Raw genomic sequence first — 14,656 nt, forward strand, 5'->3', positions numbered from 1 at the left:
GTATGTGAAGCCTACGAACCCGTACCTGGCACCGTTGGATCCTTCACCCCACCCTCATCAAACAAATTCAGCTTCTGGCGCAGTTCATGCGCCGGCAACGGCTCCTGTCCTGGCGGAATAGCGTTCGGATCGGCCGGCACTTCACCCGGCGCGCCTGCACCTTGGGTGGGTTGCGGTGCCGGCGGCGGGTCACCCTCAATCGCACGCTGGGCCTTTTTGGTCAGCACCACGATATCGATACGGCGGTTGATCGGGTTGAACGGGTCTTTCGCATCAAACAACTGCGAAGACGCAAACCCCACCACGCGCGCGACTTGCGGGTCCGGGTAGCTACCGGCCACCAACGCACGACGAGCTGCGTTGGCACGGTTGGCCGAGAGCTCCCAGTTGCCGAAGTCGCCCTGCCCCGCATAGGGTTTGGCGTCGGTGTGGCCACTGATGCTGATCTTGTTCGGCACCGCCTTGATGGTGTCGGCCATGGCCAGCAGGATGTCTTCGAAGTACGGCTTCAAGCGCGCACTGCCCGAGTCGAACATCGGTCGGTTGGCCGCATCGGTGATCTGGATGCGCAAACCGTCCGGGGTGATCTCGAACGAAATCTGATCCTTGAACTTCAGCAACTGCGGGTTTTCCTCGACCTTGTTCTGCAGCTCTTGCAGCAACAGCTCAAGACGCTCCTGCTCGACCTGTTCAGCCATGGCCTCGACGGTATCGCGCTCGATCGGGATTTTCTCCTGAGGCGATTCGGTCTTGATTTCCGGGTTGATGGTGCGCTCAGGCGCCAACTGCGGTGAGCCGCCCAGGTCGATCACGAAGGGCGTGCCGCTTTCCGAGAAACCAATCGGGTCTTTGAAGTAGCCGGCAATGGCGATCTTCTGTTCCGGCGTGGCAGTGGACATCAGCCACAGCACCAGGAAGAACGCCATCATCGCCGTCGCAAAGTCGGCGAAGGCGATCTTCCAAGCGCCGCCATGGTGCCCCGCAGCGAAGCGCTTGACGCGCTTGATGATTATCGGCTGGTTGTTTTCCATGGCTTAGCGACCGCGAACCGCTTGTTCCAGCTCGGCGAAGCTTGGGCGGTGCTTGGGGTACAGCACCTTGCGACCGAACTCCACCGCCAGCGATGGCGGCATCCCGGAAGCGGAGGCGACCAGGCTGGCCTTGATCGACTCGTACAGGTTGATTTCTTCCTTGGCGTCATGGGCCAGGGAGGTGGCGAGCGGACCGAAGAAGCCGTAGGCCGCGAGAATACCGAAGAAGGTACCGACCAATGCCGCACCCACGTGCATACCGATGGCAGCCTGGTCGCCCTCACCCAGGGACGCCATGGTCACCACGATGCCGAGTACCGCCGCGACGATACCGAAACCCGGCATACCGTCAGCGATGCCGGTCACGGCGTGGGAGGGGTGCTCAAGCTCTTCTTTAAGGCTGAACAATTCCATGTCGAACAGGCCTTCCAGCTCATGGGGGGCCATGTTGCCGGAGGACATGATGCGCAGGTAGTCACAGATGTAGGCGGTCATGCGCTCATCTTTGAGCACGGCCGGGTACTTGGCGAAAATCGGGCTGGCCGCGGCGTCTTCGATGTCGGCCTCGATGGCCATCATGCCTTCGCGGCGGCTCTTGTTGAGGATCTCGTAGACCAGGCCCAACACCTCCAGGTAGAAGGTGTGGGTGAAGCGCGAACCGAACATGCCCAGCGACTTCTTGATCACGTGCATGGTCATGTAGCCGGGGTTCGCCTGCAGGAAGGCACCCAGTGCGGCACCGCCAATAATCATCACCTCGAAAGGCTGGATCAGTGCCGCAATTTTACCGTGGGACAGGACGTACCCGCCGAGCACGCTCGCGAAGACGACGATGATGCCGATAATTTTAGCCATAGGAGATGAGTACTTGCGCCGTCGGGTTCATGGACATATTGGGTGTAGCAGAAAACTCTTGTTCTACTTATCGGCAAAACTGCGCCAGACTATAGCCCGTTAAGGCGAAAAGCCAGTTCGGCCCGCTCCGGGCGTGTAGACCGCAAGTGATGATCGCGCCCCTATCATGGCTAATGAAACGACAGTCCCAACTGCAAAACCCAACTCTCTCGCCGCTTGGATCAAGTGCCTGGACGATGTACGGCTGCCTGTCCCCCAGGCCAGTCACGACCGCGTGTGCAAAGGCATCCGCGACAGCCGCAGTTCATTGCGAGATATTGCCGAGCTGATGCAAAGCAGCCCGGCGCTCGTCCTCAGCGTGATGCGCGAGGCCAACAGCCACACCCATGGCAGCCTGGCGGAACCGGCAGAAAACCTTGAAGTGGCGCTCAACCGCCTGGGCCTCAAGCGCGCCGAAGAACTGCTGGCACGTCTGCCTTCGGTGCCGGCCAATGAGATCCCCGTGGCATTGCGCCAACTTCTGCTGATCAGCCAGCACGCGTCGCAGCAAGCCAACGGCTTGTTCGGCAGTCGCCTGGCGCGGCTGTGGCAGGACATTCACTGGGGCAGCCTGTTGTTTCTGTCGCCGCTGTGGCCAATGGCGGTCGCCTATCCCAAACTCCTGGAAGAATGGGAACTGCGGGTGATCCACAAAGGCCAGTCAGCCCGCGAGGTCGAGCGAGAACTGTTCGGCGTGCGCCTGCTGGACCTGTGCGTCGGCCTGACCGAAGCCTGGCACCTGCCGATCTGGGTATCCCAGGGCTACACGTTGCTGATGAGCGAGCAGCGCCTGCTGGTCAAGGCCCTGCACATCGCCCGTGAAGACGACCCGCTGCGCCACCAGCAATTGCTCGATGCCGAACCCAACCTGCGCCGCTGGCTGAACCAGCCGGCCAACACCGTGCTGCTGGCCAACGGCCTGGCAATGTCGGCCCAGGAGTCCTGGACCTGCCCGCACACCGAACGCTGGCAGTTGCTCACTGCGCTGTACCTGCAACAGCCCTTGGGCGAGGTGCAGCAACTGGTCCACCAACAGGCTGTCACCAGCGCCCGCACCACCTTGATGCCTGACCTCTGGCACCCGGCGCTGTCGCTGATCTGGCCGTGGCATGTACAGAAGATTCATCGCGGCCTGCTCCCCGCGCCGCCGCCCACCGCCGAGGCCCTGGCCGTGTGGCGCAAACGCTGTACTGAACTGCTGGTGGAGCCGAGCCGCTTTGCCAACGCCATGCACTTGACCACGTGCGCCAAGGAGGCCTTGGTGGCCAGTGGTATGCAGCGGGTCATGCTGCTGATGGCTGACCGCGCCTTGAGTACGTTGCGTGTGCACCAGGCCGATGGCCTGCCGAAGGATGCAGCCAATTTGAGCCTGGATGTGGTCAATAGTACGTTGCTGCAGCGCTTGCTGGAAAAGTCCGCCCAAGTGCGCCTCAACCCTGAAAACCACGCCCAGTTCTCGGCCTTGCTGCCGCCGGTCCTGCGCCGCCTGTTCACCGGCGAACACCTGTTACTGCGGTCCCTGAGTTGCAATGGCAAGGTGGTGATGCTGATGGTGGCCGACCAGGGCGGTGGGCCGTTCTCGGAAACCACCGTGCAGGCCTTCGGTAAAACCGCCCAATGCATCGAGAAAGCCCTGCACTGCTTTACCAACCGCAGCGCCTGATGCTTGCGCTACAATCGCCCTCTTTTATCGCCAACATTTGTGCACAGGAGACCTCACATGCCTGACTTCTCTGGCTTGCCGCTGGTGATCGAACCCAGCGACCTGCTTGGTCGCCTCGATGCCGAACACTTGATACTGGTGGACCTTACCAGTGCCGCCCGCTACGCCGAAGGGCACATCCCCGGCGCACATTTCGTTGACCCCAAGCGCACCCAACTGGGCCAGCCGCCGGCGCCTGGCCTGCTGCCCAACAAGGCCGACCTTGAGAAACTGTTCGGCGAACTGGGCCACACCCCGGACGCCACTTACGTGGTCTATGACGACGAAGGCGGTGGCTGGGCCGGGCGCTTCATCTGGATGCTCGACGTGATCGGCCACCAGAAGTACCACTACCTCGACGGTGGCCTGCTGGCCTGGCTGGAAGAAAAACGCCCGGTTTCGACTGACGTGCCCACCCCGGTCGGCAACCCCGTCAGCCTGACGCTGCATGATGGCCCAACAGCCACCCGCGAATACCTGCAAAGCCGCCTCGGCGCGCCCGACCTGGGTATCTGGGACGCACGCGGTCCGCTGGAGTATTCCGGCGAGAAAGTGCTCGCAGCCAAAGGCGGGCACATTCCCGGCGCAGTGAACTTCGAATGGACGTCCGGCATGGACAAGGCGCGCAACCTGCGTATCCGCCGCGACATGCCGCAGATCCTCGAAGACCTCGGGCTGACCAAAGACAAAGAAATCATCACCCACTGCCAGACTCACCACCGCTCTGGCTTCACCTACCTGGCGGCCAAGGCGCTCGGTTATCCGCGAGTCAAAGGTTATGCCGGTTCCTGGGGCGAATGGGGCAACCACCCCGACACCCCCGTCGAGATTTAAGGTTTAAGGACAGTTATGAAAAAGCAGTTGTTTATCCTCAGCCAGTACTTGCTGCCGCACCACTTGCTGTCGCGCCTGGCCGGTTGCATTGCCGAATGCCGCGTGCGTTGGTTCAAGAATGCCTTCACTGCCTGGTTCGCCAAGCGCTATCAAGTGGACATGTCCCAGGCCTTGGTTGAAGACCTGACCGCCTACGAGCACTTCAACGCCTTCTTCACCCGCGCCCTGAAAGACGGCGCGCGCCCACTGGACCAAACCCCAGGTGCGGTGCTGAGCCCAGCCGATGGCGCGGCCAGCCAGTTGGGGCCGATCGAGCATGGTCGGGTGTTCCAGGCCAAGGGGCACAGTTTCAGCGTGCTGGAGCTGCTGGGTGGCGATTCGGCCTTGTCAGCGCCGTTCATGGGCGGTGACTTCGCCACGGTTTATCTGTCGCCCAAGGACTACCACCGTGTGCACATGCCACTGGCCGGCACCCTGCGCGAGATGGTCTACATTCCTGGCCGCATCTTCTCGGTCAACCAGACCACCGCTGAAAACGTACCCGAGCTGTTCGCACGTAATGAGCGGGTTGCCTGCATCTTCGACACCGAACGCGGCCCAATGGCCGTGGTGTTGGTGGGTGCGATGATTGTGGCGTCGATTGAAACCGTATGGGCTGGCTTGGTGACACCGCCGAAGCGTGAGCTGAAAACCTTCCGCTATGACGAGGCTGCACGCGCGCCGATTCACCTGGAGAAAGGCGCGGAGCTGGGTCGCTTCAAGCTGGGTTCGACCGCGATCGTGCTGTTTGGGCCGGGTCAGGTGACGTGGGCTGAAGCGCTGGTGGCGGGTTCGCCGGTGCAGATGGGCCAGGGTATCGCTTTACCTAAAGCCTGACAAAACACCCAATGTGGGAGCGGGCTTGCTCGCGAATGCGGAGTATCAGTCAACACGTCAGTGACTGAACCACCACTTTCGCGAGCAAGCCCGCTCCCACATTTTTTTACCGCATTTATTCAGTTACAGCTGACCGTCGCGGTCGCGGAAGCCCAGCAGATACAGCACGCCGTCCAACCCCAAGGTCGAAATCGCCTGCTTCGCCGATTGTTTGACCAGTGGCTTGGCGCGGAACGCTACACCCAGCCCGGCAATCGCCAGCATCGGCAAGTCATTCGCACCGTCGCCGACCGCAATGGTCTGCTCCAGACGCAAACCTTCCTTGTGGGCCAACTCCTTGAGCAGATCCGCCTTGCGCTGTGCGTCGACAATCGGCTCGACCGCCATGCCGGTCACCTTGCCATCCACCACTTCCAGCTCGTTGGCGAACACGTAGTCGATGCCCAGCTTGGCCTGCAATTGCTTGGCGAAGTAGGTGAAGCCGCCGGACAGGATGGCGGTCTTGTAGCCCAGGCGCTTGAGTTCGGCGAACAGGGTTTCGGCGCCTTCGGTCAGGCGCAGGGAGGCGCCGATGGAATCCAGCACACTCACGTCCAGGCCCTTGAGCAGCGCGAGGCGCTCTTTGAAGCTGGCGCGGAAGTCGAGTTCACCGGCCATGGCGCGCTCGGTAATTTCGGCAACCTGCTCGCCGACGCCCGCAGCCTTGGCCAGTTCATCGATGACTTCGGCTTCGATCAACGTGGAGTCCATGTCAAACACCGCCAGGCGACGGTTACGCCGGAACAGTGAATCCTCCTGGAAGGCGATATCGACGTTCAGCTCCTGGGCCACGCTGAGGAACTCGGCCCGCAAGGCTTGCGGGTCGGCTGGCTCACCGCGCACGGAGAACTCGATGCAGCCCTTGCCCTGGTCGGCCGGGGTATCCAGCGGCATGCGACCCGACAGACGGTCGATATGGTCGATATTCAAGCCATATTGCGCAGTAATGGAGCTGACGCGCTGCAGTTGCTCGGCGGTGACCTTACGGGTCAGCAGCGTCACAATGTGGCGTTTCTTGCCCTGACCAGCCACCCAGTGCTGGTAGTCCTCTTCGGACACCGGGGTGAAGCGCACCTGCTGATCCAGCTTATACGCAGTAAACAGGATGTCCTTGAGTACTGAAGACGCCTGTTCAGTGCTCGGAATCTCGACCAGGATGCCGAACGACAGGGTGTCGTGGATCACTGCCTGGCCGATGTCGAGAATGTTCACACCACCCTGGGCCAGAACGCCGGTAATGGCCGCGGTAAGACCCGGGCGGTCTTCCCCAGTGATGTTAATCAGGACAATTTCGCGCAAGGCGCACCCCCAGGCTGGAAAAAAACCGCATTCTACCCACTTTCAGTGACCATCGGGCACAGCCAGCGCTTTGCCGGTTCTAGGGCTGTCGCTATACTGCGCGTCAACTTCACGGACCAAGAGCCGAGCGCAAGTGAACCGGCCCACGCCAGTAAAAACCGATAACTTCTTCCTGCTGATCTTCCGGGCACTGCGCCACCGCCGTGTACCGATCGCATTACGCATCGCCAGCCATAACGTGATCCTGGTCGCCCTGGCCCTGGTGATCTACGCCTGCGTGATGGGTTTGCAGTTCAAACAGGCCATGCACGAGCAAGCCGACGCCCTGGGCGAGAGCTTGACCACCCAGACCGCCACCTCGGCGACTGAGCTGTTGGTGTCCAACGACATTCTCAGCCTCAACGTGCTGCTCAACAACCTGACCAAGAACCCGCTGGTGGCTCACGCCGCTATTTACAGCGTGGACAACCGGATCATGGCCGAAGCCGGGCAGCGCCCGAAAAACGGCCTGCTGGGTGAAGCCGAAGGCCTGTACCAGAGCAATATTACGTTTCAGGACGTGAAGGCTGGCCAACTGCGCATCAGCCTGGACATGCAGCAATTCCAGCAGCCGATGACCATCAGCCTGCAAAGCATGGGCATCTTGAGCGCAATCCTGCTGGCGTTGGCGTTGGCCTTGAGCCTGCGCCTGGGCCGACATATCTCCACGCCGCTGATGCAATTGCGTATCTGGCTGCGCGATATCGACGAACACACCCCGGCCACCGACCGCCAGGATGAGATCGGCGACCTCGCTCGCCAGTTGCACGCCAGCTTCGCCCCGGAGCCGGTGGTGCGCGAAGTGGAGCCAGAGCCCGAGCTCGACGAAACCGACTACGACGACGAGCCTGAGCGTGAAGTGCAAGACGCTCCGGTAGCGGGCCTGAAGCCTGCTACCCGCCAGGCGTTCAAAGCCGAAGAAGACGAGCTGGACGACGAAGATCCGTTCGCCGACCTGCGCGACACCTCGGCCAGCACACCGGCCGTCGCACCGAAACCGGCCCCGGTGAAGAACGCCGAACCCCAGTTCAGCGCGGTATTGGCTGTGCAACTGGGTGCGCAGGATCAGTTGCGTCGGCTGCCCCGTGCACGCCTGACCGAGCTGCTGGAGCGTTACCGCGACTGCCTCGACCAGGCCGCGTCGCTGTATCAGAGCGAACTGCACACCCTGAACGACGGCAGCACGCTGATGCTGTTCCACAGCGAAGACAGTGGCGAAGACTACCTGACCAACGCGATTTGCTGCGGCGAGCTGCTGCGCGCCCTGGGCCACGCCCTGCAGATCGAAGTGGCCGACAGCGGCATTACCTTGCAACTGCAGTTGGGCCTGACGGTGAGCGATGATCTGTTTGGCATGACCCAGATCGACCTGCTGCTCACCGAGAGCGCCCAAGACGCCCTGGCGCTGTCGCAGCACAGCCGCAACCTGTTGCTGGTGGAGCGCAAGATCAGCGAAGACACGCTGATCCGCCAACGCGCACGTATCCGCCCGATTGCCAGCCCAGAGGGCGCCAGTTGCGTGGAGAGATTGATGGAGCCGTACCCATCGATGCTGGAGCGGCAGTTGGCGCGGATGCACGAGACCCGCACCAAATAACCCTGTATGACTCATGTGAGAGCGGGCTCGCCCGCGATAGCGAAGTATCAGTTAGCCCATCAATAACTGAATCCCCGCGCCCCCTCCCACAGTGAAACGGTGCCAGGCCCCAACGCTTGGCCCCAAAAAAAAGGCCCGCTGAGTAAGCGGGCCTTTTTTTGTGCGCGTTTCAGATCAGAACCTGAACACTTCCATATCCGTGCGAATCGGCGTCGCCATCGGCATCTTCGGCTTCTGCGGTTGTGCCGGCTTGGCCTGTACCGGAGCGCTCTGCTTACGCGGCACTTCGGCAATCGGCGGTTGGTTGGCCAATGGCTTGAGTGCCACCGACAACTGCTGTGCCAGATGCTGCAACAACACGCCCTGGGCCTGGACCTGGGACGCGGTGGTGCCGGTATGCTCCTCCTGCAGGTGCACGATGCGGTTATCGCGCACCTGGCCACGACGATCGATCAAGCGCCACTGCGCATCGAGAATCGCCGGTTGCGACGCACCAGAGTCAAGACGGGTAATGGTCAGCAACACCTGCACATCCGGGGTAAACCCGGTCGGCGCGGGCGCCAGCACCACACGCTGGCTATCCAGTTGACCCGCGACCTGGCGCAACATCAATTGGTTGATGTCGGAAGACAAGCTGCCCGCCCAACGACCATCCGTGGAACCTTGCAGGCTGCCGTCGTTCTGACGTTGCAGCAGTGTTTCGCGTTGCAGGTAGTCGGCAACGATCACCGGGCCCAGCAAGACGGCCATGCCAGCCGTCTGTGCGGGTTGAGCCGGACTTCCGCTGTCCAGCTGGTACAGCGACACCGGCTGATGTGTGCTGCAACCCGCCAGCCCCAAAAGGCCAGCGAGCATAAAAAATAAAGGAAGGCGTGGAGCAGTCATCATCCCATCCAGGTGGCTGCCACAAGGCGAACCACAATGTAATACTAAAAATAACCTAAACACGCTCGGCCACGCCGGCGCTGGAAAGGCCATATCATCCGTGAATATGCGCCATGACTCCAGCGCCAAAGCGTCGATCTACGCGTTAAATCGTAGATCGAGGGCTCTAATACGCGTTAAACCGGCGTTTCCACCAGCAAAGCATCCACACGTTGGAAGCCACGTGGCAATTTGTTACCACGCCGGCCACGCTCACCCTTGTAGTGCTCAAGGTCATCGGGACGCAGGGACAACGTACGTTTACCGGCCTGAAGCACCAAAGTCGCGCCTTCCGGGATCACTGCGATGTCGGTCACGTACTCTTCGCGACTGGCCACGCGCTCGCCGGGAATACCGATGATCTTGTTGCCCTTGCCTTTGCCCAACTGCGGCAGATCACTGATCTTGAACACCAGCAAACGCCCTTCGGTGGTCACCGAGGCCAACCAGTTGCCCTCACGGTCATCCACCGGCCGCGGCAGGATCACCTTGGCGTTGTTCGGCAAGCTCAGCAAGGCCTTGCCTGCCTTGTTCTTGGCCTGCAGGTCTTCACCCTTCACCACAAAACCATAACCCGCGTCGGACGCAATCACGTACAGCGCATCATCGTCCGGCAGCAACACACACTCGAAATTTGCACCTGGCGGCGGCGTCAGGCGCCCGGTCAACGGCTCACCCTGCCCCCGTGCAGACGGCAAGGTGTGGGCCGGTACCGAATAACTGCGCCCGGTGGAGTCGATAAACACCGCAAACTGGTTGGAACGCCCGGCGGCGGCGGTCTTGAAGCCGTCGCCCGCCTTGTACGACAAGCCAGTGGCGTCAATATCATGCCCTTTGGCGGAACGAACCCAACCCTTTTCCGACAGAACGACGGTAATTTTCTCGTTTGGCAGCAGTTCGGTTTCTGTCAGAGCTTTCGCCTCAGCGCGCTGGACGATCGGCGAACGACGGTCATCGCCGTAGGTTTCGGCGTCTTTGATCAGCTCGCTGCGCACCAACTTCTTCAGCTTGGCTTCGCTGCCCAGCAGGGCTTGCAGCTTGGCTTGTTCCTTGAGCAGCGCGTCCTGTTCGTCGCGCAGCTTCATTTCTTCCAGCCGCGCCAACTGACGCAAACGGGTGTCGAGGATGTAGTCAGCCTGGATCTCGCTCAGCTCGAAACGCGCGATCAACTCGGCTTTCGGATGCTCGGCGGTACGGATGATATGGATCACTTCATCCAGGTTGAGGTAAGCAATCAGCAAACCGTCCAACAGGTGCAGGCGACGCTCGACCTTGTCCAGGCGGAATTGCAGGCGACGACGCACGGTCTGCACCCGGAACTCCAGCCACTCCACCAGCAGGTTGCGCAGGTTTTTCAGCTGCGGCTTGCCGTCCAGACCGATGATGTTGACGTTGACCCGATAGCTGGACTCAAGGTCCGTGCTAGCAAACAGATGCTGCATCAGCACTTCGTGGTCGACCCGGCTGTTGGTCGGGATGATCACGATGCGGCAGGGGTTTTCGTGGTCGGATTCGTCACGCAGGTCGGCAACTTGCGGCAATTTCGACGGTTTGGCCTGCATCAGCGCGGCGATCTGCTCCAGCACCTTGGCACCCGACACCTGGTGCGGCAGTGCGGTGACGATAATGTCGCCATCTTCGATGTGGTACACGGCGCGCATGCGCACCGAGCCCTTGCCGGTCTCGTACATCTTCAACAGGTCGGCGCGCGGCGTGATGATTTCCGCTTCGGTCGGGTAGTCCGGGCCCTGGATGTGCTCGCAAAGCTGTTCCACCGTGGCCTTCGGCTCATCGAGCAAGCGCACGCAAGCGGTGGCGACTTCACGCAGGTTGTGCGGCGGCACGTCGGTGGCCATGCCGACTGCGATGCCCGTGGTGCCATTGAGCAGGATATTCGGCAAACGTGCCGGCAACACCAACGGTTCGTCGAGGGTGCCGTCGAAGTTAGGCCCCCAGTCGGCAGTGCCCTGCCCCAGTTCGCTCAGCAGGACTTCCGAATAACGCGACAGACGCGCCTCGGTGTATCGCATGGCGGCGAACGATTTGGGATCATCCGGCGCCCCCCAGTTACCCTGGCCGTCTACCAGTGTGTAGCGATAGCTGAACGGCTGGGCCATCAGCACCATGGCTTCGTAGCAGGCGGAATCGCCATGGGGGTGGAACTTACCGAGCACGTCACCCACGGTACGCGCCGACTTCTTGTGCTTGGAATCGGCATCCAGGCCCAACTCACTCATGGCGTAGATAATGCGCCGTTGTACAGGCTTCAGGCCGTCGCCGATATGCGGCAAGGCACGGTCCATGATCACGTACATGGAGTAGTTGAGGTAGGCATTTTCGGTGAAGTCAGCCAGCGACCGGCGTTCTACGCCGTCTAAGCTGTCTGCGAGGATGTCACTCATGCGGGCCTCATCATTGTCGGATAAGGCGCAGCGGAACTGCCGCTGCACCGGGTCAATTCAAAAAAACAGGGGCTCATGGGCGGGCGCTCCAGCCACCGGCAGGGGCGGCGAAACGATAGACCATGGGGCGTTTTTCACCATCGGCGCGGGGGCCGAAATTATTGTCAATGCCAAGCCAGGCCCCCTCCGCGTCGATCAACAGGGCTTCGGCCAAGCCATAAGGCTGGGCGTAGCGCCGCTCGGGCGCCAGGGTCTCGTCGGCAAACGACCAGCACAGCTCGACCTTGGCCGTGGCGGGATCGCGTCGGCAAATCTGGAACGCATTGCGCTCCAGGGTAAACAGTTTGCCGTTGAACAGCGCCAGGTCGGCGAAATCCTTGGATACCGCCTTGGCATTGGTGAACTTGGCTGGCTGCACGTCCTTGCCGGCCTCGCTCAGCAACACGCAGGCGCCCTCACAATCCCAAACGCTCTGCCCACGCTTGATCGAGATCAAGCCCCGTCGCTCACGCTCGGCCGCCAGCCAGATCTGATTGCCGTCCGGGCTGATTGCCAAGCCCTCGAACAAGGCATTGAAATGCAGCAACATGCCACTTGCACGCGCTTCGCGCACCATGCCTGGGGCGATCTTCAACCACTCGGTATCACCCTGCTCGCCGGAAAACGGCACTCTCAGCACCGCCGCATGGGCTTCACTGACAATGTAGCGATTTCCCTCGGCATCACAGCTGATGCCTTCAAAATCCAGGTCGCCACCGCGAATGAACGACGCGGCCTTGGTTCGCGAGCGCAACCCCCAGGGCAACCCAGACTCAGGCACTGGCGGCACAACGATCCCGTACCTCTCGGCTTTCCACACCGCTGCGCGGGTATCAAGTCGATAGATCTGGTCGTCGTCGCGATCGGAAACCGTCCATAACTCTTTGCCACACAGCGCCAGACCCGACAGGTTGCCACCGCGCATGCCGTCCACTGGGTGTTCGGACACCAGTTTCAGCTCAGCCACGGGCGCGGCAGCCACCTGGGTAGCCGCAAGCCCGCTCAACATCAGGATCGCCAGGGCGAAACCTGTGCGCATCAGCCCAGAACCTCGGCCAGGTTGCCTTTGGATTCCAGCCACGACTTGCGATCCGGCGCGCGTTTCTTCGCCAGCAACATGTCCATCATTTCTGAGGTGGCGGCGAAGTCGTCGCCCAGCGTCAACTGCACCAGGCGCCGGGTGTTCGGGTCCATGGTGGTTTCGCGCAGCTGCGGCGGGTTCATTTCACCCAGCCCTTTGAATCGCGTGACCTGTGGTTTGCCACGCTTCTTCTCGGCCACCAGGCGGTCGAGGATGCCGTCACGCTCGGCTTCGTCCAGGGCGTAATAGATTTCCTTGCCCAGGTCGATCCGGTACAACGGCGGCATGGCGACGTAGACGTGGCCAGCCTCGACCAACGGGCGGAAGTGCTGCACGAACAGTGCGCACAGCAGCGTGGCGATGTGCAGACCGTCGGAGTCGGCGTCGGCGAGAATGCAGATCTTGCCGTAGCGCAGTTGGCTCATGTCCGCCGCGCCTGGGTCCACACCAATGGCCACGGCGATGTTGTGCACCTCCTGGCTGGCCAGGACTTCGCTGCCATCGACTTCCCAGGTGTTGAGGATCTTGCCGCGCAACGGCAGGATCGCCTGGAACTCCTTGTCCCGTGCCTGCTTGGCGGAACCGCCGGCGGAGTCACCTTCCACCAGGAACAGCTCGGAGCGCATCGGGTCTTGCCCGGCGCAATCGGCCAGCTTGCCGGGCAACGCCGGGCCCTGGGTGATGCGCTTGCGCTCGACCTTTTTACTCGCCTTCAAGCGACGGCCGGCGTTGTTGATCGCCAGCTCGGCCAGGGCCAGGCCCAGTTCAGGGTGCTCGTTGAGCCACAGGCTGAAAGCGTCCTTGACCACGCCGGAGACAAACGCCGCCGCCTCGCGGGACGACAGGCGCTCCTTGGTCTGACCGGAGAACTGCGGTTCCTGCATTTTCATCGACAGCACGAACGCGATGCGCTCCCACACGTCTTCCGGCGCCAGCTTCACGCCGCGCGGCAACAGGTTGCGGTACTCGCAGAATTCGCGCATGGCATCCAGCAAGCCTTGACGCAAGCCGTTGACGTGGGTGCCGCCCTGGGCCGTCGGGATCAGGTTGACGTAGCTTTCCTGCACGCTGTCGCCACCTTCCGGCAGCCACAGCAACGCCCAGTCCACGGCTTCTTTATTACCGGCCAGGCTGCCGCAGAACGGCTCGTTGGGCAGACGCTCGAAGTCGCTGACGGAATCTTCCAGGTACGAACGCAGGCCGTCTTCGTAGTGCCACTCGACCTTCTCGCCGGTGCCTTTGTCTTCAAAGGTCACCACTAGGCCTGGGCACAATACAGCCTTGGCCTTGAGCACATGCTTGAGGCGGCTGATGGAGAATTTCGGCGAATCGAAGTATTTCGGATCCGGCGCGAAGTACACGCTGGTGCCGGTGTTGCGCTTGCCAACGGTGCCTATCACTTCTAGGTCGGTGGCTTTGTAGCCATCGGCGAAGGTCATCTGGTACTCGTTACCGTCGCGCTTGACCTTGACCCGCACCAGCGTGGACAAGGCGTTGACCACTGAAATACCCACGCCGTGCAGGCCGCCGGAGAACTGGTAGTTCTTGTTGGAGAACTTACCGCCGGCATGCAGTTTGGTGAGGATCAGCTCGACGCCCGGCACCCCCTCTTCGGGGTGGATGTCCACCGGCATGCCGCGACCATCGTCGGACACTTCCAGGGAGTGGTCAGCGTGGAGAATGACATGCACCGACTTGGCGTGACCGGCCAAGGCTTCGTCGACGCTGTTGTCGATGACTTCCTGGGCAAGGTGGTTCGGCCGACTGGTGTCAGTGTACATGCCGGGGCGTTTGCGCACCGGGTCGAGGCCCGAGAGGACTTCGATGGCGTCGGCGTTATAAGAGCTAGCGCTGGGAGTGGCCATGGGGTCTCGTCGTGAGTCGTTCGATTAAAAAGTG

At 61.5% G+C, this 14,656-nt stretch carries 11 protein-coding genes; 4 read left to right on the forward strand and 7 right to left on the reverse strand.

Translation table 11 applies throughout. The annotated features are described in order from the left end of the window. Window positions 1–11 precede the first annotated feature (11 nt). Together motB and motA are read right to left on the reverse strand one after the other, a co-directional pair. Window positions 12–1,031, reverse strand: coding sequence for a flagellar motor protein MotB (gene motB / locus AB4O08_RS10110; protein ID WP_010213622.1), 1,020 nt, complete (start codon window positions 1,029–1,031; stop codon window positions 12–14). A gap of 3 nt (window positions 1,032–1,034) precedes the next feature. Then, window positions 1,035–1,886 (reverse strand): flagellar motor stator protein MotA, encoded by an 852-nt coding sequence (gene motA / locus AB4O08_RS10115; RefSeq protein WP_010213623.1) that lies wholly within the window; start codon window positions 1,884–1,886, stop codon window positions 1,035–1,037. Window positions 1,887–2,052: 166 nt separating this feature from the next. On the opposite strand from motA, the gene AB4O08_RS10120 reads away from it, so the two are divergent. The 3 genes from AB4O08_RS10120 to asd are packed head-to-tail and all read left to right on the forward strand — an operon-like array spanning window position 2,053 to window position 5,337. Further along, a complete protein-coding gene (locus AB4O08_RS10120) occupies window positions 2,053–3,588 on the forward strand; it encodes an HDOD domain-containing protein (protein ID WP_010213625.1) in 1,536 nt (511 codons plus the stop codon). Between the two features lie 57 nt (window positions 3,589–3,645). Then, entirely contained in the window at window positions 3,646–4,461 is an 816-nt protein-coding gene (locus tag AB4O08_RS10125; RefSeq protein WP_198831859.1) for a rhodanese-like domain-containing protein, read from the forward strand. 15 nt (window positions 4,462–4,476) lie between these two features. Further along, window positions 4,477–5,337: an archaetidylserine decarboxylase gene (gene asd, locus AB4O08_RS10130; protein ID WP_460114845.1), complete on the forward strand. Its 861-nt coding sequence runs from the start codon at window positions 4,477–4,479 to the stop codon at window positions 5,335–5,337. Window positions 5,338–5,460: 123 nt separating this feature from the next. On the opposite strand, the gene serB is transcribed toward asd, so the two are convergent. Beyond that, window positions 5,461–6,675 (reverse strand): phosphoserine phosphatase SerB, encoded by a 1,215-nt coding sequence (gene serB / locus AB4O08_RS10135; protein ID WP_010213630.1) that lies wholly within the window; start codon window positions 6,673–6,675, stop codon window positions 5,461–5,463. A 133-nt stretch (window positions 6,676–6,808) separates the two neighbouring features. Between serB and AB4O08_RS10140 the strand changes: the two genes are divergently transcribed. Further along, window positions 6,809–8,311: an AhpA/YtjB family protein gene (locus AB4O08_RS10140; RefSeq protein ID WP_010213632.1), complete on the forward strand. Its 1,503-nt coding sequence runs from the start codon at window positions 6,809–6,811 to the stop codon at window positions 8,309–8,311. Between the two features lie 174 nt (window positions 8,312–8,485). Here AB4O08_RS10140 and AB4O08_RS10145 read toward each other — a convergent pair whose 3' ends face one another. The 4 genes from AB4O08_RS10145 to parE all read right to left on the reverse strand — a co-directional run bounded on the left by AB4O08_RS10145 (window position 8,486) and on the right by parE (window position 14,622). Continuing rightward, entirely contained in the window at window positions 8,486–9,196 is a 711-nt protein-coding gene (locus tag AB4O08_RS10145) for a PqiC family protein (RefSeq protein WP_074900656.1), read from the reverse strand. Window positions 9,197–9,372: 176 nt separating this feature from the next. Further along, window positions 9,373–11,637: a DNA topoisomerase IV subunit A gene (gene parC / locus AB4O08_RS10150; protein ID WP_010213634.1), complete on the reverse strand. Its 2,265-nt coding sequence runs from the start codon at window positions 11,635–11,637 to the stop codon at window positions 9,373–9,375. Between the two features lie 73 nt (window positions 11,638–11,710). Continuing rightward, window positions 11,711–12,715, reverse strand: a complete 1,005-nt coding sequence (locus AB4O08_RS10155; protein ID WP_044286548.1) for an esterase-like activity of phytase family protein — start codon at window positions 12,713–12,715, stop codon at window positions 11,711–11,713. Beyond that, a complete protein-coding gene (parE, locus tag AB4O08_RS10160) occupies window positions 12,715–14,622 on the reverse strand; it encodes a DNA topoisomerase IV subunit B (RefSeq protein WP_010213638.1) in 1,908 nt (635 codons plus the stop codon). The genes AB4O08_RS10155 and parE overlap by 1 nt, the downstream gene beginning before the upstream one ends. Window positions 14,623–14,656: the final 34 nt, after the last annotated feature.

Source organism: Pseudomonas sp. H3_E07, from assembly GCF_054668895.1.